This window comes from Pseudovibrio sp. W74 (assembly GCF_001623085.1).
Lineage (GTDB): Bacteria > Pseudomonadota > Alphaproteobacteria > Rhizobiales > Stappiaceae > Pseudovibrio.
Genome location: NZ_LMCJ01000013.1, coordinates 158,644 through 182,333, shown reverse-complemented (window position 1 = coordinate 182,333; position 23,690 = coordinate 158,644). Strand labels below are relative to the sequence as shown.

At 48.8% G+C, this 23,690-nt stretch carries 24 protein-coding genes; 1 reads left to right on the top strand and 23 read right to left on the bottom strand.

The features are described from left to right. Positions 1 to 462: 462 nt before the first annotated feature. The 11 genes from PsW74_RS09830 to PsW74_RS09780 all read right to left on the bottom strand — a co-directional run bounded on the left by PsW74_RS09830 (position 463) and on the right by PsW74_RS09780 (position 10,403). Positions 463 to 1,248: a hypothetical protein gene (locus PsW74_RS09830; protein WP_063286793.1), complete on the bottom strand. Its 786-nt coding sequence runs from the start codon at positions 1,246 to 1,248 to the stop codon at positions 463 to 465. Between the two features lie 202 nt (positions 1,249 to 1,450). Beyond that, the gene (locus PsW74_RS09825) at positions 1,451 to 2,068 is read right to left on the bottom strand and encodes an HAD family phosphatase (RefSeq protein ID WP_063286792.1); all 618 of its coding nucleotides are present in this window, start codon (positions 2,066 to 2,068) and stop codon (positions 1,451 to 1,453) included. A gap of 106 nt (positions 2,069 to 2,174) precedes the next feature. Then, entirely contained in the window at positions 2,175 to 2,645 is a 471-nt protein-coding gene (locus PsW74_RS09820; protein WP_063286791.1) for a dienelactone hydrolase family protein, read from the bottom strand. A gap of 205 nt (positions 2,646 to 2,850) precedes the next feature. Next, entirely contained in the window at positions 2,851 to 4,032 is a 1,182-nt protein-coding gene (locus tag PsW74_RS09815; RefSeq protein ID WP_057464150.1) for an acetate kinase, read from the bottom strand. A 25-nt stretch (positions 4,033 to 4,057) separates the two neighbouring features. After that, a complete protein-coding gene (locus PsW74_RS09810) occupies positions 4,058 to 5,479 on the bottom strand; it encodes a bifunctional enoyl-CoA hydratase/phosphate acetyltransferase (protein ID WP_063286848.1) in 1,422 nt (473 codons plus the stop codon). A 273-nt stretch (positions 5,480 to 5,752) separates the two neighbouring features. Beyond that, positions 5,753 to 6,370, bottom strand: a complete 618-nt coding sequence (locus PsW74_RS09805) for a TadE/TadG family type IV pilus assembly protein (RefSeq protein WP_063286790.1) — start codon at positions 6,368 to 6,370, stop codon at positions 5,753 to 5,755. Continuing rightward, positions 6,367 to 6,927: a TadE/TadG family type IV pilus assembly protein gene (locus tag PsW74_RS09800; protein WP_208987920.1), complete on the bottom strand. Its 561-nt coding sequence runs from the start codon at positions 6,925 to 6,927 to the stop codon at positions 6,367 to 6,369. The genes PsW74_RS09805 and PsW74_RS09800 overlap by 4 nt, the downstream gene beginning before the upstream one ends. A gap of 53 nt (positions 6,928 to 6,980) precedes the next feature. Beyond that, the gene (locus PsW74_RS09795) at positions 6,981 to 7,487 is read right to left on the bottom strand and encodes a pilus assembly protein N-terminal domain-containing protein (RefSeq protein WP_208987919.1); all 507 of its coding nucleotides are present in this window, start codon (positions 7,485 to 7,487) and stop codon (positions 6,981 to 6,983) included. Positions 7,488 to 7,627: 140 nt separating this feature from the next. Beyond that, positions 7,628 to 8,497, bottom strand: coding sequence for an NlpC/P60 family protein (locus PsW74_RS09790; RefSeq protein ID WP_063286787.1), 870 nt, complete (start codon positions 8,495 to 8,497; stop codon positions 7,628 to 7,630). A 61-nt stretch (positions 8,498 to 8,558) separates the two neighbouring features. Continuing rightward, entirely contained in the window at positions 8,559 to 8,909 is a 351-nt protein-coding gene (locus PsW74_RS09785; protein WP_063286786.1) for a MarR family transcriptional regulator, read from the bottom strand. A gap of 111 nt (positions 8,910 to 9,020) precedes the next feature. Further along, positions 9,021 to 10,403, bottom strand: a complete 1,383-nt coding sequence (locus tag PsW74_RS09780) for a leucyl aminopeptidase family protein (protein ID WP_063286847.1) — start codon at positions 10,401 to 10,403, stop codon at positions 9,021 to 9,023. A 212-nt stretch (positions 10,404 to 10,615) separates the two neighbouring features. Here PsW74_RS09780 and PsW74_RS09775 point away from each other — a divergent pair, with 212 nt between their 5' ends. Then, positions 10,616 to 11,398, top strand: coding sequence for a tetratricopeptide repeat protein (locus PsW74_RS09775; RefSeq protein ID WP_063286785.1), 783 nt, complete (start codon positions 10,616 to 10,618; stop codon positions 11,396 to 11,398). A 4-nt stretch (positions 11,399 to 11,402) separates the two neighbouring features. Here the strand turns inward: PsW74_RS09775 and PsW74_RS09770 are convergent, their stop codons facing one another. The 12 genes from PsW74_RS09770 to PsW74_RS09715 form a co-directional block, all read right to left on the bottom strand. Beyond that, entirely contained in the window at positions 11,403 to 12,380 is a 978-nt protein-coding gene (locus tag PsW74_RS09770; RefSeq protein WP_063286784.1) for a type II secretion system F family protein, read from the bottom strand. Between the two features lie 9 nt (positions 12,381 to 12,389). After that, complete coding sequence (locus tag PsW74_RS09765) at positions 12,390 to 13,409, bottom strand: type II secretion system F family protein (RefSeq protein WP_063286783.1); 1,020 nt, start codon at positions 13,407 to 13,409, stop codon at positions 12,390 to 12,392. Further along, entirely contained in the window at positions 13,402 to 14,883 is a 1,482-nt protein-coding gene (locus PsW74_RS09760; RefSeq protein ID WP_063286782.1) for a CpaF family protein, read from the bottom strand. The genes PsW74_RS09765 and PsW74_RS09760 overlap by 8 nt, the downstream gene beginning before the upstream one ends. Positions 14,884 to 14,924: 41 nt before the next feature. Next, complete coding sequence (locus PsW74_RS09755; RefSeq protein ID WP_063286781.1) at positions 14,925 to 16,205, bottom strand: AAA family ATPase; 1,281 nt, start codon at positions 16,203 to 16,205, stop codon at positions 14,925 to 14,927. An 11-nt stretch (positions 16,206 to 16,216) separates the two neighbouring features. Beyond that, positions 16,217 to 16,951 (bottom strand): CpaD family pilus assembly protein, encoded by a 735-nt coding sequence (locus PsW74_RS09750; RefSeq protein ID WP_082830531.1) that lies wholly within the window; start codon positions 16,949 to 16,951, stop codon positions 16,217 to 16,219. 11 nt (positions 16,952 to 16,962) lie between these two features. Then, positions 16,963 to 18,345 (bottom strand): type II and III secretion system protein family protein, encoded by a 1,383-nt coding sequence (locus PsW74_RS09745; protein WP_063286779.1) that lies wholly within the window; start codon positions 18,343 to 18,345, stop codon positions 16,963 to 16,965. Positions 18,346 to 18,424: 79 nt separating this feature from the next. After that, on the bottom strand, positions 18,425 to 19,204 hold the full coding sequence (gene cpaB / locus PsW74_RS09740) for a Flp pilus assembly protein CpaB (protein ID WP_063286778.1): 780 nt from the start codon (positions 19,202 to 19,204) through the stop codon (positions 18,425 to 18,427). A gap of 230 nt (positions 19,205 to 19,434) precedes the next feature. Beyond that, positions 19,435 to 19,947: a prepilin peptidase gene (locus PsW74_RS09735; RefSeq protein WP_063286777.1), complete on the bottom strand. Its 513-nt coding sequence runs from the start codon at positions 19,945 to 19,947 to the stop codon at positions 19,435 to 19,437. A gap of 108 nt (positions 19,948 to 20,055) precedes the next feature. Continuing rightward, positions 20,056 to 20,271 carry a hypothetical protein gene (locus PsW74_RS09730; protein ID WP_063286776.1) on the bottom strand — a complete coding sequence of 72 codons (216 nt, stop codon included), beginning with the start codon at positions 20,269 to 20,271 and terminating at the stop codon, positions 20,056 to 20,058. Between the two features lie 132 nt (positions 20,272 to 20,403). Continuing rightward, positions 20,404 to 21,348 carry a glyoxylate/hydroxypyruvate reductase A gene (locus PsW74_RS09725; protein ID WP_208987917.1) on the bottom strand — a complete coding sequence of 315 codons (945 nt, stop codon included), beginning with the start codon at positions 21,346 to 21,348 and terminating at the stop codon, positions 20,404 to 20,406. Positions 21,349 to 21,436: 88 nt separating this feature from the next. After that, positions 21,437 to 22,435, bottom strand: a complete 999-nt coding sequence (locus PsW74_RS09720) for a carbon-nitrogen hydrolase family protein (RefSeq protein WP_063286774.1) — start codon at positions 22,433 to 22,435, stop codon at positions 21,437 to 21,439. Positions 22,436 to 22,690: 255 nt separating this feature from the next. After that, the gene (locus tag PsW74_RS09715; protein WP_063286773.1) at positions 22,691 to 23,689 is read right to left on the bottom strand and encodes a carbon-nitrogen hydrolase family protein; all 999 of its coding nucleotides are present in this window, start codon (positions 23,687 to 23,689) and stop codon (positions 22,691 to 22,693) included. Position 23,690 lies beyond the last annotated feature (1 nt).

Below are 23,690 nucleotides of genomic sequence, written 5' to 3'. Positions count from 1 at the left end.
ACGGGTGGAGCAAGGCGAACAGGCTTTGCCTGCGCTACTTGTTAGATATGTTTCTTCGGCATCAGCTGTTCGCCTCGCCCGGGCCTTTTATCATGAACACGCGGGCTCCCTCTCGGACAGACGTGAATGACACGTTCCCGTGTCACTGACAGGTTTCCCTGTCATCGACAATTTCTTGTCACCACCGGACGCCCTCCGGAACGACCCCAAACTCCCTAATACCACTGTGGTCTCAATAGGGTATGGCGCTTCACCGGACCTCCTGACACGATACGTTACCTCGTACCAGCAGCCCAACCCCACCCACGCCGCGGAATGGACGGTCCACTCCTGCCCGAATGCGTGGGCACGGGACTAAGAATAAGGAGGATTTTGGGGAGGGGGATAAGTTTTTGAGGGCCAACAAGGAGGGGCAGCATTATGTGCCCCTCCTAAGTGGTTAAAACGAAATTCAAGCGCCAGTTAATAATTATCACAGTTCGACATATCACTAACGCCAGGATTATCCTCCCGCGCTTCTACGATAGTCTCTCCCACCCAACACAAACGTCGATACGAGTAAGCGATGATCTGCTTACCTGTCAGTTCAAACTCTTCATTAACATTAGCATCCCCTTCCAACTCAACGACTACATCAAGCTTAGGAACATCCGTCTTGCCGACAAGGCTCCCTGTAATCTTTTTAATTTTTTCAATTTTCAGATTAGTTGCATAAACAGCTGTATCAACAACTCTGAATTTAGGATCCTGAAATCGAGCTTTCAGACCAATGTCCCCGGTTTCATATTTCTGATTGATGCCTTTATAGATTGCATCCCAGTTATCTGGTCTGACAACTATGACAGTGTAATCTTCCGTCAAATCAACATTAAACTCAGCATCGCCTTGAATAACAGCGTCACCTTCAAGGGTTTCACCCGAAACATTACCATTCAAGAAGGCATTCATGATGGTTTTCCCCGAGGCTGTCGCAGAACGTGAGTTCAACTCAGGAACTATACCAAGTTTACCGTTGGCCTTGAAACCATTGACAATAAACGGTCCTAACCAACCCTTCCCAGTTACACGTCCATAGGTTCCGAGCCCTCCAACTTGCTCAGAACCCTTCACTCGATAATAGCTTTGATCGAAAATAAAATACGGACCTAATGGCGCCTTAAATCTGTTCTCTACATAAGTAGCCTGCTGAGCAAGTGCGTGAGAAATTCCAAGGAACACAATGATAGGTAGTGCAAGAAATGACTTCATAGCAATATCCTTAGTAATTTTACCTACACCTCCTTTTTAGCAAAATATTTAGTCAATATATACATGAATAAATTTATTCAATAGCGTCCACTTTGCTCAATTACTGTCGGTAAGAAACCAAAGAGAACGTTAAGTATCTATAAATACGAACCAAATCAAATAAACTTGACCGACTTAACTGATATTTGCGCTTTACACTTTCCTACAGTGGCAGGCCGAGTTGCTTTAGTTCTGAGCGGAGTTTGTTTGCTTCGGAGAAGTGGAGCGCTTTCATACCGACGCCCTGAGCTGCTTCAACGTTTTTGAGTGTATCGTCGATGAAGACAAGGTTGGAGGCTTCAAGCTGGTTTCTTTCCAGCAGCACGTTGTAGATGGCAGCATCCGGCTTCAGAAGCTTCTCATCACCAGAGATCACGGTATCGATGAAGCTGTCCGCAAGGAATGGGAACAGGCGTTTGGCGTCCTCGAACTTCTCAGTAGAGAAGTTGGTGATGGCGTACAAAGAGATGCCCTTATCCTTGAGTTCTTTCAGGAGCGAGACATTGGCCTCAATCGCACCAGCCAGCATTTCTTCCCAGCGCTCGTAATAGGCTTTGATCCACTCTTCGTACTGCGGAAATTTGGCAAGCCGTTCGGCGATGGCATCTCCCCAAGGGCGCCCTCTGTCTTGCTCCAGATTCCAGTCGTAGGGGCATACTTCATCAAGGAAGAACTGGCGCTCTGATGCGTCAGGGATCAGGTCCTTATACAGGTTCTCCGGATCCCAAGAGATCAAGACATTGCCAATATCAAACACGACAGCAGTGACCGGTGAGGACATGAGCCCCTCCTTCAGATGTAAAGATTGAGTTGGCCCAGTAGTATTGCCTCAGCATACGGGATGCAATGCGTGGGATTACAAAATGGCATCAGCCAGACGCACTGACTTATGCATAGGTGAGCATTGGCAGCGCGGGCGTCATATCACTTTTTGAGATGTAACTGGCAACTTGCTCACCAATACCAAGACCAGAAATGGAGACGTCCACTGGCTCTACTTCTTCAACATTTTCCAGTACCTGCAAACCTGAATGGACATTTGCCATAAGCTCTTGCTGATGGTCCGTTTCCAGGATCGCTTCAACCAGTGGCTGGGCTTCTTCTTTTGACTGTGGGGCCTTGCCGCCAAACAGATCAGGAAGGAACACTGCATAGCCTTGTTCTGCGATTTTCGCAGCCTGCAGGATCGCTTCTTCGGTTAATCCTGCCCAGTCATGAAACAGCACAAGTGCAGGCAATTTCTTATCTGTCCGAGGTACAATGATGTAGGCTAAATTTCTTTGATGGTATTCCACCAGACGCAGCTCAGCAGCCTGTAAAGAGGCTGGTAGCGCTAATGTAGTTGCAGCGATGATCATAGGAATGCCAGTGTTTATTGAAGCTATATATAATAGAGATGCACGCCTCAATATATAACTTATTTTGATAATTCAACCTATGCAAATATGTTTGTGCAACTATCCCGTCTGCTCTTGTACGTATAGGCAAACAAAAAAGAAGCCGCACTTCTCCTTTAAGAAAAGTGCGGCTTAAACGCTGTGATCAACACCACTTTTAGGTCGATTACGACTCGCAAATCGCGCGGGTCTGACGAGCGATCATGGCTTCTTCGTTGGTTGGGATCGCCATGACCTTAACCTTGGAAGATGCTTTGGAAATTGTGATTGCTTCCTTCGCGCGCGCCTTGTTGGCTTCTTCGTCGATTTCTACGCCGAGGAACTCAAGGCCCTTACAAACACCAGCGCGGGTTTGAGAGGAATTCTCGCCGATGCCACCGGTGAAGACGATTGCGTCCAGACCACCCATGACAGCAACCAGAGCACCCAGCTCGCGCTTGATGCGGTTGTCGTAATAGTCGAGTGCGCGTTTTGCATCAGGGCTGTCAGAATTTTCCAGATCACGCATATCCTGCGAGATGCCGGAAAGACCCTTCATGCCGGATTCCTTGTTCAGCAGGTTCGCGACTTCTTTCACGGACATGCCTTTTTCTTCCATCAGGTAGAAGATGACACCCGGATCGATAAGACCGGACCGTGTGCCCATTGCCAAACCATCAACCGGGGTGAAGCCCATGGTGGTGGTTACAGATTTGCCGTTCTCGATCGCACACATGGATGCACCGTTGCCGAGGTGAGCGACGACAACTTTGCCATCTGCCACTTCTGGCGCCACGTTGTGCAGTTCTTCCGCGATGAAGTGGAAGGACTGGCCGTGCATGCCATAGCGACGAATGCCTTCGTCATAGTATTTGGTCGGGATCGCGTAGGCTTCGTTCTTGAATTCCTGCGTGCGGTGGAACGCGGTGTCAAAACACGCGACGTTCGGCTTGCCCGGGAATGCCGCTTTGGACCCAGCAATACCTGCAAGGTTGTGCGGGTTATGCAGAGGCGCAAGCGGGTTGAATGTTTCAAGTTCCGCGGCAACTTCTTCAGTGACCAGCACAGGCGCAGAGTATTTGGAAGAGCCGTGAACCACACGGTGACCAATAGCGTCCACTTCGAGGTTCGGGTCGAACTCTTTCAGCAGAGCAAGGATAACCTGCAGAGCCGTGTTGTGGTTCTGTGCTTCTTCTTCTGAGAGCGCACGATCCATGATCGTTGCGCCTTCAGCGGATTTGCCTTTAACCCAGGCAGATGCTCCCAAACCGTCGATCTGGCCGGAAAGCACACTTTCTTCGCCTTTGAACAGCTGGAATTTGATGGAGGAAGACCCAGCGTTCAGTACAAGGATTGTTTCGATTGTCATTATTGTTTTCTCAGCTGTCTCGAAATTACTCTGCGGCTTCTGCCAGATCCTGTTCACCAACATACGCTGCGCCGTTGCGCAGGTAGTAGTCGTACATGGATGCCAGAGCACAAGAAACGAGACGCGCACGATCATTGTCAGCACGGCTGGTGAGGATGATCGGCACGCGTGCACCGGTTACAAGGCCAGCTGTTTCGGCATGAGCAAGGAAGGTCAGCTCTTTCACAACCATGTTGCCAGCTTCGAGATTTGGCACGATCAGCACTTCTGCGCGACCTGCAACAACGGATTCGATGCCTTTGGTGCGAGCAGCTTCAAGATCAATCGCGTTATCCATCGCCAGAGGACCGTCAACGATACCGCCTTTGATCTGACCACGCTCAGCCATCTTGGACAGCACTGCTGCATCGATGGTGGATGGGATCGCTGGGTTTACGGTTTCAAGAGCGGACAGAATGCCGACTTTTGGTGGCTCAATGCCGATAGCACGAGCAACGTCGATTGCGTTCTGAGTGATATCAACTTTTGACATCAGGTCTGGTGCAATGTTGATTGCAGCATCAGAGACGATGAGCGGGGTTTCGCGACCCGGAACATCCATTACGAACGCATGTGACAGGCGACGCTTGGTGCGCAGACCACCTTCGCGCTTCACAACGTGGCGCAGCAGGTCATCTGTGTGAAGGTGACCCTTCATAACGGACCGCACGCGGCCTTCATGAACCAGCGCAACAGCTTTAGCAGCCGCAGAACCTTCATCAGGTGTGTCGATCAACTCGTAACTGGAGATGTCTGCGCCGATTTTGTCAGCAGCAGCCTGAATGCGTTTTTCAGGACCACACAGGATCGGGATGATCAGGCCAGCCTGAGCGGCCATGACTGCACCGCCGAGGGAGTTTGCATCGTCTGGGCACACAACAGAAGTCGGGATCGCTGGCAGCTGGGCAGCAGTTGCAACGAGACGATCAAAGTGCTGGTGGCGCTTCATCAGCAGGCCTGGCAGCTCTTCTGCATCGTAAGAAATTGATTTTGTTGGCGCTTCTACGCGAGCTTCACCTTCAGCAACCAGAGTGCCATCGTCAACCTTCACACTTGTTGCAAGGCGGATGATGTTATCTGGCAGTTTTTCCAGAACGGTTACAGTGACGTCGAGAACCTGATCCACTTTGACCTTGTTATGGAAGGAAAGTGTCTGATCGCGGTACACGCAGCCAGGACCTGGGAGGTAGTTGCCGACGACTGCTGAGATCAGAGTAGCGCCCCACATGAACGGTGCGGATGGGCCATCTTTCTTCTCAATGCCTTCCCACTGCGCGTTTGGCAGATGCAGTGGATTGATGTTGCCAGACGCGTGCGCAAAAACGTAAAGATCGTTTGCTGTACAGATGCGAGAGCGAGTGACGGAATCTCCGACCTGGATTTGGTCATAGGTCCGATTGGTAGCCATTGATAGCCTCTTTTCATTTTCCACATACCGCACCAGCCCGAGCTCAAGAGTGTTGCGATAGGGCTCTTGAGGGGAGGTCTCAGCCATACTATCGCAGCTCTGTGACTGTTCACCGATATGTGCGTTAAATTCTTCGCCAAGCTTGGGGCGCTTATTCAACATTTGAGCTAACAAATCTATCGGTAAAGATCACAAAACAGCAGTTTTTGGCGATCTGCGAAGTTATGACACATCAATATTTAGATTACAGCACTAAATCTTACGTAGTTGTTATTATGGCGGCCCGTTCGCACAGTTGTTGTAATATTCCACACATGAGACTTTCCGTGGATGCAATACAAAACTATCACCTAAGCTAATGGACGTAAAATCGTTACTTTCACCAGTCATGTACTCACTCAAATCTGACAATAAGTTTCCTAGAAGGAAGTCGTAAGTCACTGCGGAAGTTGAAATTACATAGAATTGACCATTTACAAGCATATTTGGAGCAAATGAAATTCCCTCGGGTATCGAGCCCCTTGCCCATGGTGCAGTTGAACTATTGCTTTGCCAGCTCCATACGACTGTTGGCACCTTTGCTACAATAAGGATCATACCAATTTGGACATTCACATCGGTATTATCGAAAGGAGCCATCTGATGGTCAATTGCTATCTCAATATCATCCATTTCTGCGGTTACATCGCTCGAGCGTGCGACTAGATCAGCAATTGAGGCGCCAGTTTTACTAATGCGACGATCATAGGATAGCGCTGTTGTGAGCTCCACCATACCGACAAACAAGAAAAGTAGCAGTGGCAAAACAACTGCAAATTCTATTGCTGCAGCTCCGCGTTTGTTACGCAGATACAATCTGAAATGAGAGAATATGCTTTCAAGATGTTTCATGAGTTTGGTTGACTTGGCCCACTTGAAAAAGGTTCATTCCTAAAAATTTCGGTGGCTACCAAAATGCGTTTACCACCATCAGCTTTCCCAAAGACTTCTACCATCTTTGCTGTGATTAATGGCCATGCACAAACAACCCTCACCAGCACAACGTCACTAGCTTGCCCAGGTTTCCAGTTCTGATCCATCACAACTTTGCCGTTTTCTACGAGCGGCTTAGGTTCTTTGAGATCCCCAAAGTCTTCAAAGGAATCTACGTCCACGTAAATATTGTCTTCAACGGATTTCAGCAAACCAGCGCCGTTTTCTAGGATGACATTCTTAAATTTGGTGCTGTTGTATTCACCATTTTTCTGAGCGAAAAATACCTGTCCTGTTCTGATTTGCCGTGCTGCTTCTGCAACAGCATTATCTAGAACAACTTCAACTAGAAAGGACAATCCAAGTTCGATAATAGCTAAAACAATAGAAAACAACACTGGTGCGATGAGCGCGAATTCAATGGCTGTTACACCACGTTGGTCCGAATGAACTTGCCGAACCTTATTAGTACCCACTCTCATTTTTAGTGCACAGCGCAAGAGCAAACAAGACATTAGAACGTACCAATCTATTCGTTACCCGTCACTGTCCCGTCTTGCGCCAATTCATTGCGAACACTGATGGTGGCGGCGACATCCTCGATCTTTTTCTTATTGTCACCCAGACGCAGGACTTCGTGGCAGTCGGGGTTGCAGGAGTAGGTGAAGCGGCTGTTGTTGCGTTGGATGGCGACGTAGCCGGCCATTTCTGCTGTTACGGTGATCAGCTCTTCAACAACGGGCTCAGAGGCATCGTTCAGGACAACCAGATTGGTTGTGCCATAGGATTTGCCTGTGATCACGATTGTCACGCGGTCGTGCACTGTCACATCTGCGATGCTTGGATTTCCAAGAATGATGGTTTCGGCTGGCTCTTCGAGACGGAAGACTTTTGCCTGATCGGCGACCACCTCAACATCCGCAGAGGCGGGTGTGATTGAGGTAGCAGAGATGCCTGCGATCATCGCAGTAGAGATTGCGACAGAGGCAATTTTTGACGAACGGTCAGAGACCTGTTTTTGCAGCTTCCAAAACACGGCAAACCCCACCGAATAACTGTTAAATTTTACTAGTTATTTGTGCGATTATTTTAGTGAACGAAAACCTAATTTGCGCGAATTGATGGGTCAGATATGCCGATAATGCGCTTTATGGTTAAGCGCGGGTAAACATCGTTTCACCTTAGTCTCTTCACAGAGGTGAGCTGGCCAAATTCGTTCTCGCCAATGCGTTTAAGAGCCGCCTGAAGCCCTTCATAAGCGACCGTCATTGTGTAACCGTTGGCATGCAGCAAGGTCTCAGAATCAGACATAACGCCCACATGCCCCTTCCAGAACATCAAGTCGCCGCGCTGCAAGGTTGGCAGGCCACTGGAGAGGTCGAGTTGCTCGCCCAGCATGGCTTCCTGCATATCCGCGTCACGTGGGGCGTTTACACCGCCTGTCTGGAGCGCAAGTTGGATCAAGCCGGAGCAATCCAGCCCCAGAGTAGAGCGTCCTCCCCAAAGATATGGCGTTCCAACCATCGCTTCTGCTGCTTTCACCCAGTCGGCCGCTTTATCAGTCTGCTCTACCAAGTGTTTTTTGACCATAAACGAGCTATCGGCAAGCTTTGCAAACTCCAGCCCGCGCGTGGTCTCATATCCCACGACGCTTACGAGTGCTCCCATTGAGACCTGCCCCAGAGCTGGGCGTTTCATTTCGGCTTCCGGGTAGCGATAGGTGCGCAGGGCAATCACTCTGTGAGTTGCTTGTTCAACAGGCCCCAGCACGTTTGTCGGCAACCAGCCGACATATCCGTCTGTTTGCAACTGTCCCCAAGACCACCCTTCTGGCGTTGTTTCGAATACACGAAAGGTTTCGCCAAAATTCAGTTCAGTATCGATTCCGCATGCAACATCTGGCCGAGCACGTAGCTCAATTTTATCTGCTTTGACAGAGTAGTCGGTCCCTTCCACAAAACGCTCAGATTGCACCTGGCCGCGATAGTCAGTGGAAGCCAAATCCGGTCTTACCGGATGTAAACGGCGGTCAAGTTGAGCAGTCATATGAGGCCCCTCCAATCAAAATGGCATAGCGGAGTGATAATGTCTTGGTTCCGCCTTTCGATCAACGCGAAAGGTCCTGAGCTTTTTCTGAGACCAGATCGCCAAGTTGTTCCAGATACAGCGCCCCAGCAACTGTGCGTGTGACAACGACATTGCGGCGGTCATTTTCATCACGCTTTCTGGAAAGTAGCTTGTTTGTTCCAAGGGTATCCAATGCGCGCGTAATTGCAGGCTTGGTTACCCCTAGTTTTTGCGCAAGTCCGCGCACGGTATGTGGTGGAGGCTCAAGATATACAGTTAAAAGAATAGACATTTGGCGAGCAGTCAAATCCTGATCTGCTGCGCGCACCAATTCCAACACTACATCATGCCATAGCTTAAGCGCCTGCGACGGGCGGATCTCTACGGGCATATTTTATCGTCCTAATCCCTATTGCAGGCTAAAACCTAGCCTGCAAATCATTTCGGGACCCTTACCAGATTGAGATATTAAGTAATTTTGACAGCGCAATCTGCACTTTGCTTAGGCAAATCGGGTCTTCAACATGTCAAAAAGTGCCCGAATTGCCTGGGCTTCTCCGCCATGGGTTCTGAAGTCTTTCTCAATTGGTGTCCAACCGTAGATATCAAGATGTACCCAGCTACCCGCGTTTTCAACGAATCTTTGAAGGAACAAAGCTGCAGTGATTGAGCCTGCAAAGCCTGCTCCGCTTGTGTTGATGTTTGCCAGATCAGCTGTTTTGGAGGTGATGTATTTCTTATATGGCTTCCAGAGTGGCAGGCGCCACAAAGGGTCATTCACGGCTTCACTGTGAACAGCGATGGTTTCGGCCAAGTCTTCATCGTCAGTATAGTACGGCGGCAAATCAGGCCCAAGCGCGACACGGGCAGCACCTGTCAGCGTTGCCATATCGACAATCAGCTCCGGGCTTTCTTCATCAGCCAGCGCAAGTGCATCTGCCAGGACCAAGCGTCCTTCAGCATCTGTATTTCCGATCTCTACAGAAAGGCCTTTACGGCTTGTGAAAATATCGGAAGGGCGGAAGGAGCGGCCCGAGATTGCATTTTCAACGGCAGGAATAATCACGCGCAGGCGCATTGGCAGCTCGGCTTTCATGATCATTGCAGCCAAGCCAAGAACATTTGCCGCGCCGCCCATATCCTTCTTCATAAGGATCATGCCTGCTGCTGGCTTTACGTCCAAACCGCCACTGTCGAAGATCACCCCTTTGCCGACCAAGGTAATTTTCGGATCAGTCTCTTTCCCCCAAGTCGCATCAACCAGACGCGGCGCTCTGTCACTGCCGTTGCCGACAGCATGCACAAGCGGGAACTCGTTCTCCAGAACATCTCCCATGATGACCTTTGAAGATCCACCATGATCCTCAAAAAGCTGGAAAGCTGCTGCGGCAAGTTCTTCCGGCCCCATGTCATTTGCGGGTGTATTGATGAGATCTTTTGCCAGGTGCGCGCCAGCGATAATTGGTGCCAACTCTTCCAAAATGCCTGGCTCGCTGATTACCAACTGAGACTTTGGCGCAGGGATTTTCTTATAAGCATCAAAACGGTAGGCTGCGAGTGAGAACCCGAGAGCAATACCAGCTGGATCTTCAAAACCTTTTGCAAGTTCAAACGCGCCAGTTGGGAGCTTTTTATTAAGAGCAGCGCCTGTTTCCAAAGCATCTCTCTGGCTTTCACCATATCCAAACAGCACGGTTGCAATATTGCCTGCTTCATTTGGAACTGCCAGAGTCTCCCCAAAAGCAGCTGTAAACTCCTGCGCTTTCGCCCAAGATTTCACCATGGAACCCGCGGCATCAAAATACGCTTCTAACTCACTGGCAGAGAGCGCTACGACCGGGATTGGATTTACTGTTTTATCGGCAGAAATTAACGGTCCGTGCACCGGGAGCTCCATTGATGAGATGTTTGAAATTTGTGTTCTGTCCTATACGGACAGCGTTGTGGCAACCTAACGGCGTTACTGGTTCTGCGCAAGACATTCAGCTTGCTACTCCCCCGCCCAACAATGGGCTCACCTACACCAAATTAACCAGAAATTAGGGATAATATTAGATTTTCAAACAATATTTGAATTGCTTCGTTGTTGAGGGTTCCATGGCCGTATTTGACCGCACACACACAACTAAGGTGTCTTCTGGCATTTTAAGAAGTGCAACAGCTGTCTCGCTGTTGCTGGTTTGTGGGCTTGCACTTTCCGGCTGCGCAACCAACAAACCACGCGCTCAGGCATCTATCTCACAGAACCAGCAGCTTAAACCTGGCTCACAAGAGATGCAAAAAGCCCTCGCCTATTGGGGTGGTGCTTATGCCAAGGACAAGAAAAATCCACGGACAATCCTGAACTTTGCAGCAGCTTTGAGAATTGATGGCCAAGGCCAACAAGCAGAAGCAATTTTACGACGTGGTGTCATCGCTAATGCTGAAAACAACACGATTGCGGCAAGCTATGGCAAAGTGCTGGCTGAAAACGGCAAGTTGCAGGAAGCGCTCAATGTCATCGACAATGCGTTCGACCCAGCACAGCCAAACTGGAAGATGCTTTCTGCAAAGGCGGCTATTCTGGATCAACTCGGTGAGACAAAACAAGCACGCTCAACCTACCAGCAAGCGCTGAAGCTTTCACCAAATGAGCCAACTGTTTTGAATAACCTGGGAATGTCCTACCTGCTGGGAGGCGACCTGCGCAACGCAGAGACGACTTTACGAACAGCTCTGAATACCGGCAAAGCTGGCAGTCAGGTTCGCCAGAACCTTGCTCTGACCCTTGGACTGCAAGGCCGGTTTGACGAAGCCGTTCGCGTCGCCCAATCCGACATAGACCCACGCCAAGCCGCCGAGAATGTAGCGTATTTGAAGATCATGCTGGGCAAGGCGTGATGGGTTAGAAGAAAGTGCTCATTGCCTGAATAACGACAGGGCCTACGAGAACGATAAACAAGACTGGTAGAAAGAAAAGCATCATCGGAACAGTAAGCTTGGGTGGCAAAGCTGCTGCCTTTCTCTCAGCTTCCTGCATTCTCTCACGACGACTTTCGTCTGACAACACTCGCAGAGCATAGCCGATAGGGGTTCCGTATTTTTCTGCCTGTGTCAATGCAACGACGACGTTCTTAACACTATCAAGGCCAATTCTCTCAGACAAGTTTTGGTAGGCTTTCCTGCGTTCATCTAAATAAGATAGTTCCGCATTAGCCAGAACAAGCTCTTCTGCTAAAGCAGCTGATTGCGCACCAATTTCTTCTGCTACTTTCTTGAATGCAGCCTCGATAGATACGCCAGACTCAACACAAATAAGCATTAGATCCATCGCATCCGGCCAAGCTAACTGAATTGACTCTTGGCGCTTTTGAATTTGATTTTGAACAAAAATGCGAGGGCCAAGAAAGCCAATAGCAGCAATCAAAATACATATTCCCAACACACCAACAACAGGCATGTCGATTTTTAGAATTACTGATAAGTATAAAAACGAAAATGAGAAGAAGGCAACTGGCAAAACTATTTGCAAAGTCAGATAAGTATATAGTGGTGATGCTCCGCGGTAACCAGCTCGTTTCAAGTTTCTGACTACTTGATCACTCGATAATAATTTTTTTAAGTCATATTTATCAACAAACTCCCTCATACTCTCCTTAGGATTGCTCCTCAGGGATACATGTTCAGCTTCCTTTTGGATAGCTAGCCTGTTTCGTTCTCGCGTGCGAATTTTATCTCGTTCAAGAGCAACAGATTTCATTCTATTTTTGAGTTCATCACGTTCAAAGAGCGGCATTAAGAGTGCATAGACAGTACCAGATACAGCAAGCAATGTGAGTGTAATGACAAATAAATTGCCGCTCCCAAGATCAATAAAGTTCATTTCGATCCCCTAAATCTTGAAATCAATCATTTTCCGCATCACAAGAATACCCAAAGACATCCAAAAAAGACCAACTCCAACCAGAAATAAGCCGGTCTCTGTATTAAAGAGTACTTTAATGTAATCAGGACTTACAAGTGTCATCATCCCTGCGACAAGGAATGGCAAAGAACCGATAATTGCAGCAGACGATTTGGCTTCCTGACTAACTGCTCGGATCTTCCCTTTCATCTCTTTGCGTTGGCGCAGTGTTTTGGACAGATTCCCTAATGCATCAGATAGGCTACCGCCAGCCTGTGCTTGAATTGTAATCACAATTGCGAGAAAGTTTGTTTCCTGTAATGGCACTCGCTTAGGCATACTCTGTATTGCTTCTGCTAACGGCACACCCATTTGCATTTTGTCCAAAACTAACGAAAACTCCATCCCGACAGGATCTTTTGCTTCAGCAGCAGCAACATGAAAGCAATCCCCCAGAGGCATTCCAGATTTAATCCCTCGCACGATAATATCTACTGCATTAGGAAACTCATCTAAGAACTTACTGAAACGCTTCTTGCGCCTTCTTGAAACGTAAAATCTTGGAAGGCCAAAAACACCGACAAAGAGCAGTGCGACAGACAACCAAATAGGTTGTCCCCATAAAATGCTAAGCGCGAAAACAACAACACCGCAAACTACAGAAATTGCATAGAACTTTGGTTTTGACCAAGACAGACCAGCTTGCCCAATCCAGTCGGCAAAAATCGGTTTGTCTGCATTTTTTTTCTTGGCAGCTTGCGCTGCCTCCATAGCATTAAGCTGGTCCTGAACGGTTTTCCTACGAGCTGTAACATCAACCTTCTGAGACCGTCCGTTTGGTTGAGTTCCATTTTTCTGAACAAGGCCCTCTTTTCGTTTCCCAAGCTTGTCTTTGGAGAAGAGAGGCATCAAGAGTGTGAAAGTGACACCAACGACACTCACCATAATCAAGGCTGTAATCAGATAATCAGCGAGCGGAGAGGCTAAAAAGTTATCCAAGTCAGCCATGTAATCCTCCAGAAACATCTGAAGCATCCAGCGCGCGGGCTAGCCGCTCTTCCTCGTTGAAGTATCTTGCTCTTTCCCAGAAGAGCGGACGTCCTATGCCGGTAGAGCGATGCTGGCCTATGATTTTGCCATTCGCGTCTTCTCCTGTGATGTCATAGGTGAAGAGATCTTGTGTCGTGATGACATCGCCCTCCATACCTACAACCTCAGTGATATGGGTGATACGACGGGAGCCATCTCTCAAGCGTGCAGCCTGAACAATTACATCAATAGAGCCAACAATGATCTCGCGTACTGTTTTAGATGGAAGAGAGAACCCCCCAAGAGCAATCATGGATTCAATACGCTTCAAGCACTCACGTGGGGAGTTGGAGTGAATCGTACCCATTGAGCCATCGTGACCGGTGTTCATCGCCTGAAGCAAGTCAAAGACTTCTGGGCCACGTACCTCACCGACAATGATCCGCTCAGGGCGCATACGCAGACAGTTTTTCACAAGATCACGCATTGTGATCTCACCCTCACCTTCCAGATTTGGAGGTCTGGTTTCCAATCTGACGACATGTGGCTGCTGAAGTTGTAGTTCAGCACTATCTTCGCAAGTGATAATGCGCTCCGTGCTATCGATATAGCGCGTCAAGCAGTTGAGAAGTGTGGTTTTACCTGAGCCCGTACCACCAGAAATAACCGTGTTACACTGGACCCGGCCGATGATTTCCAGGATCTCAGCACCTTCACGCGAAATCGAACCAAAATTCACCAGCTGATCGAGCGTAAGCTTGTCTTTCTTAAACTTACGAATTGTAAGTGCAGGCCCGTCCAATGACAGCGGTGGGGCGATCACGTTTACACGAGAGCCATCAGGAAGGCGCGCATCACATATCGGGCTGGCTTCATCTACACGACGACCAACCTGAGACACGATCCGCTGGCAAATGTTCATCAGCTGACGATTATCGCGAAACTGGATATTTGTTTGCTCCACCATGCCAGCTGTTTCGATATAAATGGTGTTCGCCCCATTCACCATGATATCGGCAATGTCATCACGGGCTAATAGCGGCTCAAGTGGTCCATAACCCAACACATCGTTACAAATGTCTTCAAGCAGATCTTCTTGCTCAGAAATCGACATGACGAGATTTTTGAGAGCGATGATGTCATTGACGACATCCCGGATCTCATCACGCGCATCCTCTTGATCCAGACGGCTCAACTGCGAGAGATCAATTGCCTCAACCAACGCATTGAAGATCGATGCCTTGGTTGCGTAGTACTCCTGAGTTCGTTGTGTTTCAGGAGCAGTTTCATTGGGCTTTTCCTGCTGAACTTCGGCGCCAGACGACTTAGGTTTTGCAGTGCTTGGTGTGTCCTGGTCAGCAGGCCTTGTTGCCTGTTTCTGTATCGCAGGATTTACTGGAGCAGACTTTGGATTTTTGTTTCCAAATTCACCGTTGCCACGTCTACCAAACATATTCTTCCGCCTTTGAAATCAGCACAAAATCAACCAGAGGACTATTTGCGGACTTTTTTAATAAGAGATGCGATGAGTGACTTGCTTTTTGTATACGTTTCAGCCTTGCCCGTGACCTTGGCCGCAATCTCTTCAAACAAACCCGCAACAGCGTGTTTGCTATCAAACTCCGCAATCATCTGACCGTTGTTAGATGCAGTCCCAAACAATGCAGGCTCAAACGGCATTACCGCTAAAGAAACCACATCTAAAGCGCTACTAAACTCATCAGGCTTAATTTCTGGTCGCTTCGGAATGCCGACTTTGTTCAAAACCAAGTATGGTTTTGTGTCGTTTGGTCGAAGTTGGCCAATGCTGTCGACCAGGTTTTTTGCATTTCGAAGGTTTGCTAGATCAGGCTCAGCCACAATCAAAACTTCGTCTACATGTGCAAGGATATGCCGAACCCAGCTGTTCCACGTGTGCGGCAAGTCAAGAACAACAGTCGGCGTTCCTTTCTGCATGACCTCAATAACCTGATCAAACTTCTCAGTATCAAAATCGTAGGTTTGATCAAGCGTAGCTGGTGCTGCTAACAATCTGAGACGGTCATTACACTTTGCAAGAAGGCGATCCAGTAGCGTGTCATCAAGCCGCTCAGGAGATGCAATTGCTTCTAATATACCTTGTAATGGGTCTTGATTAAAATCTAAACCTGCTGTTCCAAATGGCAAATCCAAATCAGCAATAGCAACATCGTTATCGAGTGTTTTCGCAATTGACCAAGACAGATTATGAGCAACTGACGATGCACCACATCCACCTTTAGCACCGATTACAGCCACAGTTCGACCGAAGGGTTCCGCGTCAGTATTTGCATAAAATTGACCAATGGTATTTATCAATTGAGGGATATCAATTGGTCCGACAATGTACTCACCGACCCCCCTGCTAATGAGCGTTCTGTACAAGTTGACATCATTTATGCGCCCAATAACAAGAACATTAGTCCCAGCATCACAATACTCAGCCAGCCGATCTAACTCAGCGATCATCTCTTTTGGATTAGACAACGATTCGACGATCAAGAAGTTAGGTGTAGCGGCAGTTTCAAATGTTTCTACAGCTGCGGGAATACCACCTTGTCGCACCATCGTATGCGTCTTCGACATCCGGCGATCTAAGCTCGCATTCTGGATTATCTCTGATGTTCTCGAATCCACGCAAAATGCCTGAACAGAAATCCGCGGAATATTTACAAACTGAAAGTCAGAAGTTGAAAGCTGACTCGTCGTTTCTTCCTGTGATGAGGCATCTGGATCGAACTGCGCTAAATCACTCATAGTTTATCCCACTAGTTCTGCGCCACGGATGATACGTTTGTGCCAACACCAGCTCCATACTGACCCGCAGTCAGGTCTCCAGATCGGTTGTTTGCCAAAATCTCGTTAGTTCTCGCTGGATCATTCGGCCCGAATGGGCGTGGTCGCAACAGATCTGTCGGATTATCGACCATCGCAGCGAGGTTTGCCTGAGTAGCACACCCGAAGTTGTGATAGTCTGTGTTTTGATGATTGCTTATCATCGCATCAGGCCAATTACCGCAATCACGCACAATCCCTTTCACACGCATAAATGAAAGACGGACTGGTGCTGATGCACCCATGTCAGACACCGCGTAGCTCCTCATAACAATATGATCTGCGGCTACTCCGCCTTTTTTCAATGCGGTGCGAATCTGAGGGGAAATAGCTTTTGCTGCTGCTTCATTCCCAGAACCTGACGGAACCAAAACCTCAACAAATCCATTCCCATCGATGTCTGCTTGTTTACCAAAAGCAGCAACTGCCGTTTTCATGGACCCGTTCAAATTGCGCATCTCTCCAGCTACGGGAATATCAAAATTTTCAGGCGCTTCTGTAATAACAATCGGATGCCTTTTCCGATAATCAAAGTCTGCAATCGACTGATGTTCAACATATGATGGTTGTGACTGACATGCTCCAAGCATAGCAAAAGTACCGAGCACTACTGAAGCTTCTCTCAATTTGCGTACACATTTCAAAGTGGGTGACAGTAGGGGATTCATTTCACTTGTCCTCACTCGTAAATGTAGCCAATTTTGCCGTGATAATTCCCTTTCACAGGAGCGTCTGTTCCCCTGTAAATCCGGCTTAATTGGTTTAGAAAGATTGTAGATTGATCACTTGGTGCTGCAAAATTGTCGTCAGGCCGCGCTACTTGTGAGCGGGCTATTGGTCTCACCACATAAGGTGTTACAAAGATTACAAGCTCAGTTTGGCGATTGATATAATCGCGGCTCTTAAACATGGTACCGAGAATTGGGATATTCTTTAAACCAGGTATCCCGTCAATCTCCTGCCCATAATTCTGCTTCAGGAGACCTGCCATAACCAAGGTTCCTCCAGAAGGGAGCTCGAGTGTAGACTCCGCTCGGCGAACTTTAAGTGCAGAAACGGCAATAGCACCTGCGATACTTACAGCCCCTTCAGAACTCAACTCACTGACTTCGGTTTTAACTCGCAGTTTGATACGTCCTCCGGAAAGAACAACAGGCGTGAAATCCAAACCAACGCCGAATGGTTTAAACTCAAGGCTTACCTTGTTATCCTCATAAGCCACGGGGATCGGGAACTCACCACCGGCGAGGAAGCTAGCATTTTCGCCAGAGACCGCTACAAGTGTTGGCTCCGCAAGTGTTCTCATTACCCCTTCACGCTCGAGCGCTTTGATTGTGGGATTGAGGGTGCCGCTACCAAACCCCAACTTTCCTGCCAGGGATCCAGCATTCACAACAGATGGATTGATGTTATACGCAGGTGACGTATTGAAATTGACATCAAGTGCGCCGATTTTGAGTGAGCCTTGGAGGTTCACACCAAGCTGCTTAATCGTTGTGCGTTCAATTTCAGCAACTGTAACTTTGAGTTGGACCTGATCTTTTTCGGCGACTGCAATTGTGTTGACGATTTTTTTGTCATCGTTGCCCACAAACTTCAACGCAATATCGTAGGCCTGTTGTGCTTCGAGGGCGGAGATTGCTGTTCCTGAGAGGACAACGCTTTGATTGACGATGTCTGCATTGATTGCGGAGTTTGGCAGCAATCGCTTGATGAGTGCGACCAGACCTGATGGATCAGGCTGTACGCTCAGGTTGAACGATGCCAGTTGGCGACCACCATTGCCGAACAGAACCAGTGACGCCTGGCCAATCTTGTTTCCGAAGACAAAAACGCGGGTTCTGGTGCGGACAACAGCATCTGCAATTTCTGGATTCGAGACAAGGACATCACGGACTTCCTCATTTGTATTGAGGACGATAGATCTTCCTTCACCAACATTCAGCTGACGAACTTTGCCGCGGTGCTGAGAGGTGACTTCCACAGTCGCTTCGAAATTGCTTTGAGCGAATGCAATCTGCGGTCCAACTAAAACCAAGGCAAAGATCAGAAGGAACTGCATGAGAGCACCACTAAGGCAGCATTTTTGCGGTAAACTTCTCGCCAGACTAATTTGTCGATGAAAAACCATAGTTTACCTACTAATTTCCGTTAACAGACTGGGAGGCAATCCCGTACTTTACGAACTTCACACCACCTTTGACGCGCGGAGGCTGCTTCAAACCGTCTCTGGAATCTGCTGCGCTACGCAATGAAAGCGAGAGAGTTCCCATCTGGGTTGCGCGAGCGATGGTCTCAGCTTCATGGGGCAAGAGTTCCAGTGTAGCTGTCTGGTCTGGAGACATCGCCTTCTCACTGTTTTCAGAAGCCGTCGTGGTATCGATAGCGAGCACCTTGATGTTCTCGAGGAGCGTTTCACTTATAACGCCATCATCACGTTTCTTAGCTTGCATGGTAACCAGCACATCAACCTTGTCTCCTGGAAGGATGAAACCACCTGCGGTAGAGACTGCATCAACAGGAACAGCAACGGCGCGTTTTCCTTTTGGGAGGATCGCTGCCAGGAAGCCTTTGTCCGTATCGATGAGACGCTCTGCGCGGATTGGTTCCCCGCTGAACATCGCTGCTTTGATAATCTGTCCCAGAAATTCTTCATCTGCATTTGGGCTTGAACCGCGCAAGATTACACCGTCAGATACAGATTCTTCTGGCCATTTGGCCCAAGCTAAATCGCCTTGGGTAAGAGATGTACCGACTTTGAGGTCCTGCGCTGCAACAAGAATATCCAGCGATGGAATTTCTTGTACTGGAGCAACAATGGTTGGCGACTGCTCCCGGGAACCGGAAGACAGGTTCAGCCAGGCGGCCAACCCACCGGCGCTTAAAGCGATAATTAAAACTAGTAATCTGGAGGCCTTCATGTGGCACCCACCCTCTAAGAGATTTAGCTAAGCAGCATTCGTTAACCCTAATTTGAGCAAAAATTGTCAAGACATAGTTAATATTCCGTAACATCACTACATTTGTATTTTTTACTTATGTGCATAGAGTCAAATTAGGAATATGCATGAACAGCAATAGGTTAGCGCCAGTGAAAGCACACTAGTTCAAAACATTAATACTTTACTAAGATGATTTGCTCGCGAAATGCTCAGAAAGTTGGAATTTGAGCAAACCAGAAGGTCTTCGGGTACACCTGAATCCCCGCAATTGCGATTGCAATCCCGTATGGAACGCCTGCTTTTCTGTCATGCAATCTTAAGAGCCATTCTTGCCCCTGCATGAACTGTGGAAAGTACGGAACCCTACGCAAGGCCAGGATAACCAGCGTTAATGCTCCGCCATAAATGCTGGTCAGCAAAATGAAGTCCAGCATGTTCATCGAGAGACCGAACCAAAGAGAGATTGTAGCGAGGAACTTCACATCACCGCCGCCCATAACACCGAGCGCGAACAGGCCGAAGCCGACAACCATCACACCGAAGCCGAGTGCGAAGCTCATGCCAACCTGTTCTAGGGGCAATTGCAATAAGAAGGCCAAACTGACAAAGGCAACGACTATAATCAGGTTGAGCTTGTTCGGGATCGTCATTGTGAAGAGATCAAAGAATGCGGCGATTGCAAGCAGCAATGGAAAAATGATCAATAGTCCATTTGCAATCATGTCGTGATCTCCCCCACAAATACCAGGTTATGGTTTTGCAAGGGTAATTCCAAAGAAGGCCTTAACACTTGGTAGTTTTGTCTCGCTAAAATTCATTTATTTACAAATTTAATTGTTTGGCTTCACCAGTTCCCACAATTGAAGATCACGCTCGGCTGCGTTTGGCTGCGCAGTGGTATTTTTAGCAATAAAAGAGGTGCTGGTGAGCGTTGGTGCGGACACCATGGCAAGAATCGCCAGAGCGATGAGGCCAGAGATGAGGCTGAATTCAATAGTCGCGCTGCCCAGATCTCGCTGGAACAAACCTCGGATTATGGAGAGCATCAGGTCACAACTTAATTGTTATAGTTGTGTTTGATGCTACTCCTTGCAGCTAAACCTTAGATTGATCTGCGCACTCAACTTCTTCCGGTATTTGGCACTCTAAACTAAGGTTTCATCAAGAATCAGGTGAACTTAATACCCGACTTCCAAATCAACTAGGTTCTCGAGCGCTTCACCTCGCTCAAATCCCTTGATTTGCTGGGCAACATATTCGGAGAGAGCTTGCGGGTCGCTCTCAGCTGCCACATGTGGTGTGATGATGCAGTTTTTCTGCCGCCAGAGAGGACTTGTGTCAGCCAGAGGCTCGATTGCGAACACGTCAAGGCTGGCACCTTTGAGCTGGCCGGATGTCAAAGCTGTATCGATCGCAGCTTCATCCTGTGTCGCACCACGTCCAGCGTTGATGTAGACAGGCCCTCCTAATGCGCCAGATTGAGACAACATGGCCAATCGCTCTGCATTGACCAGCTTGTGCGTGGCAGGTGTTGAGGGCAACAGATTGATCAGGATGTCGGTACGATTAAGGAACGTCTCAAGCTGGTCTTCACCGGCAAAGCTCTCAATGCCGTCTACATCTTTTGGCGAGCGAGACCACCCGGCAACGTAGAAGCCCAGCGCTTTGAGGGCCTTTGCTGAATCCAACCCCAGCTCGCCAAGACCCAGAATACCAACGCGTACGTCCTTTGCCGCCCACTGCCTGTGTCCATTCCAAACACCTGCTTCTTGCTGAGCGGCATAAGTTAAATGTTGGCGATGGTGGAGAAGCGTTTGGAAGACCACCCACTCTGTCATGCGGCTGGTGAGGTCTGGGTCAACAATCCGGACCAACGGGAGGTTGGGGAGTTCCGGCAATGAGGTCAGATGATCGACACCTGCACCCAGTGAAAAGATCACCTTGAGGTTTGGCAGGGCAGCAAAGGCAGCTGGGTCTGGTTTCCAGGCAAGGAGATATTCTGCTTTTTCGGGCTCAGCGACGCCGCCGTTCCAGCCCTCAATCTTTCGATTGGGAAGAAGTGCCTGCAAACGGTCGATCCACTCAGGTTCGTTGAAGCTTTTGAGAGATAAGACCAGGTTCATGAGGCACTCCATTGTTGAGCGTATTTTTGTTTGAGACCAGCAGGCTCATCTCACAAATACGCCGTAATATATCAATCTGTGATTTGTTTTATTCAGAATCGACGAATTCAGCAAGCTGTTGGCGCTTACGATCGACGACGAGACGTGTCACATCCGGTCGGCTGTAGTGGCCGGTCGGGTCAAAGAGTTGGCGATCAGCCCGCACCAATGCGTGATCTAATTCTGCTGTGATCAGGAGTTCTTTGCCTACCTGTGGTGCGACCACCCATGACCCATCAGGTGCAGCGATACAAGACCCGCCATCAGCGAGAAACTCACCACTGTTTTCGAGTATTTCTGCTAGTTCTGGCGTATCCTTTGGAAAGTCTGCAGCACGCATCAGCCCTGAGACTGATAGTACGTAGCTTCTACTTTCTTTGGCAACAAAACGTGTTGGATCCTCTGTGTTCCGCAGGCCACCCGGCCAGACGGCCACGTGCAGGTCTTCTCCTTGCGCATACAGGGCGACGCGTGACAAGGGCATCCAGTTTTCAGCGCAGTTCAGGCCACCAACTGTAAAACGGCCCAGCGGATGGACACGCAAACCGTTGCCATCTCCCGGTGCCCACGCAAGACGTTCTGCATAGCTTGGCTGCAGTTTACGGTGCGCAGAACCGATCTCTCCGTTTTGGTCGATGTAGACCAGCGTACAATACAGACTATGCCCGCTTCTGTTTGCTGCCCTCTCCATAACGCCGAGATACACGGAAATGCTGTGTTTCTTCGCCGCTTCACAGACAGCATTCAGATGACCGTCCTCAATCACTACGGCTTGATCAAGGCATTTGGCGTACATGGCTTTTTGCTTTGGGTCATTGAAGCGTGCACCGTCTGTGCGTTCAATCCAAAACGGATAGCCCGGCACCAGTGTCTCTCCAAATGCAACAAGTTGGCAGCCCTGCTTGCCAGCAAGCTCTACCGCATCAATCACTTTGTTCAAGGTCGCTTCACGCTTCAGCCAGACTGGAGCGATCTGCGCGAGGGCGACTTTGATTTTGTCAGATGCGGACGGGTCGTGAGATAAATGCGTTGCTTCTAAAATTTCCATAATTCAACACTCAGCTTGCAGATGCGAAGATCACACTCAGGTTTGGCAGGGCTACAAACAACAGTGTCCATCACTCAGGTAGTGAGACACGTCACCATCACCTGCTTTGAGATTCTATTGTTCCAGATCTTGATCTTACTATGAGGCAGGGGTATCTGTAGCTGGCTGTTTCACTCAATTTTACTGAATTTTTTGAGAGAAGAAACCTAAGCTAATCAAAACCTTGCCCCAATAAATCTGCCTGAGTACTTAATTTTATTCAGCGTCGATGAAATCCGCGAGTTGTTGACGTTTCCGATCAACGATCAAGCGTGTCACATCTGGTCGGCTGTAATGACCCGTTGGGTCAAAGTTCTGGCGTTCACCACGTACCACGGCATGGTCCAATTCTGCTGTAATCAGAACTTCCCTACCGACTTGTGGTTCTACCACCCAAGACCCATCTGGCGCAGAGATGCAGGAACCACCGTTTGCAAGAAAGTCATCGCTGTTCTCAAGGATCTTGGCAAGCTCCAGCGTGTCTTCCGGGAAATCTGTTGGGCGCATGAGGCCAGAGACTGAGATCACATAGCTTCTGCTTTCCTTCGCAACAAAGCGGGTTGTGTCTTCGGTGTTGTGCAGACCACCCGGCCAAACGGCAACGTGAAGGTCTTCCCCTTGCGCGTACAGAGCTGCGCGGGACAGGGGCATCCAGTTTTCAAAGCAATTGAGACCACCAACGGTAAAGCGGCCCAGCGGATGGACACGCAAGCCGTTTCCATCGCCCGGTGCCCATGCAAGGCGCTCCTCAAAAGTTGGTTGTAGCTTGCGGTGCGAAGAGCCGATCTCACCATTCTGGTTGATGTAGACCAGCGAGCAATAGAGACTATGACCGCTTCTGTTTGCAGCACGCTCCATGACACCGAGATACACAGCGATGTTGTATTTCTTCGCAATCGCACAGATGCCATCGAGATGGCCGTCTTCAATCACTACGCCTTGCTCAAGGTATTCCGCGTAAATCGCTTTTTGCTTTGGATCGTTGAAACGTGCCCCGTCGGTGCGTTCTATCCAGAACGGGTAACCCGGGACCAGTGCTTCGCCGAAGGTGACAAGCTGACAGCCCTGTTTGCCTGCGAGCTCTACTGCATCCGCCACTTTTTTCAGTGTTTCTTCTCGCTTCAACCAGACCGGAGCGATCTGTGCGAGCGCGACTTTGATCCGGTCAGATTCGGCAGGATTTTGTGTTGTATGTGTTGCTTCTAAAATTTCCATG

Coding starts and splice junctions, on each gene's coding strand:
- PsW74_RS09830 (WP_063286793.1), bottom strand. CDS start 1,248: ATGAAGTCATTTCTTGCACTACCTATCATTGTGTTCCTTGGAATTTCT.
- PsW74_RS09825 (WP_063286792.1), bottom strand. CDS start 2,068: ATGTCCTCACCGGTCACTGCTGTCGTGTTTGATATTGGCAATGTCTTG.
- PsW74_RS09820 (WP_063286791.1), bottom strand. CDS start 2,645: ATGATCATCGCTGCAACTACATTAGCGCTACCAGCCTCTTTACAGGCT.
- PsW74_RS09815 (WP_057464150.1), bottom strand. CDS start 4,032: ATGACAATCGAAACAATCCTTGTACTGAACGCTGGGTCTTCCTCCATC.
- PsW74_RS09810 (WP_063286848.1), bottom strand. CDS start 5,479: ATGGCTACCAATCGGACCTATGACCAAATCCAGGTCGGAGATTCCGTC.
- PsW74_RS09805 (WP_063286790.1), bottom strand. CDS start 6,370: ATGAAACATCTTGAAAGCATATTCTCTCATTTCAGATTGTATCTGCGT.
- PsW74_RS09790 (WP_063286787.1), bottom strand. CDS start 8,497: ATGACTGCTCAACTTGACCGCCGTTTACATCCGGTAAGACCGGATTTG.
- PsW74_RS09785 (WP_063286786.1), bottom strand. CDS start 8,909: ATGCCCGTAGAGATCCGCCCGTCGCAGGCGCTTAAGCTATGGCATGAT.
- PsW74_RS09775 (WP_063286785.1), top strand. CDS start 10,616: ATGGCCGTATTTGACCGCACACACACAACTAAGGTGTCTTCTGGCATT.
- PsW74_RS09770 (WP_063286784.1), bottom strand. CDS start 12,380: ATGAACTTTATTGATCTTGGGAGCGGCAATTTATTTGTCATTACACTC.
- PsW74_RS09765 (WP_063286783.1), bottom strand. CDS start 13,409: ATGGCTGACTTGGATAACTTTTTAGCCTCTCCGCTCGCTGATTATCTG.
- PsW74_RS09760 (WP_063286782.1), bottom strand. CDS start 14,883: ATGTTTGGTAGACGTGGCAACGGTGAATTTGGAAACAAAAATCCAAAG.
- PsW74_RS09755 (WP_063286781.1), bottom strand. CDS start 16,205: ATGAGTGATTTAGCGCAGTTCGATCCAGATGCCTCATCACAGGAAGAA.
- PsW74_RS09750 (WP_082830531.1), bottom strand. CDS start 16,951: ATGAATCCCCTACTGTCACCCACTTTGAAATGTGTACGCAAATTGAGA.
- PsW74_RS09745 (WP_063286779.1), bottom strand. CDS start 18,345: ATGCAGTTCCTTCTGATCTTTGCCTTGGTTTTAGTTGGACCGCAGATT.
- cpaB (WP_063286778.1), bottom strand. CDS start 19,204: ATGAAGGCCTCCAGATTACTAGTTTTAATTATCGCTTTAAGCGCCGGT.
- PsW74_RS09735 (WP_063286777.1), bottom strand. CDS start 19,947: ATGATTGCAAATGGACTATTGATCATTTTTCCATTGCTGCTTGCAATC.
- PsW74_RS09730 (WP_063286776.1), bottom strand. CDS start 20,271: ATGCTCTCCATAATCCGAGGTTTGTTCCAGCGAGATCTGGGCAGCGCG.
- PsW74_RS09725 (WP_208987917.1), bottom strand. CDS start 21,348: ATGAACCTGGTCTTATCTCTCAAAAGCTTCAACGAACCTGAGTGGATC.
- PsW74_RS09720 (WP_063286774.1), bottom strand. CDS start 22,435: ATGGAAATTTTAGAAGCAACGCATTTATCTCACGACCCGTCCGCATCT.
- PsW74_RS09715 (WP_063286773.1), bottom strand. CDS start 23,689: ATGGAAATTTTAGAAGCAACACATACAACACAAAATCCTGCCGAATCT.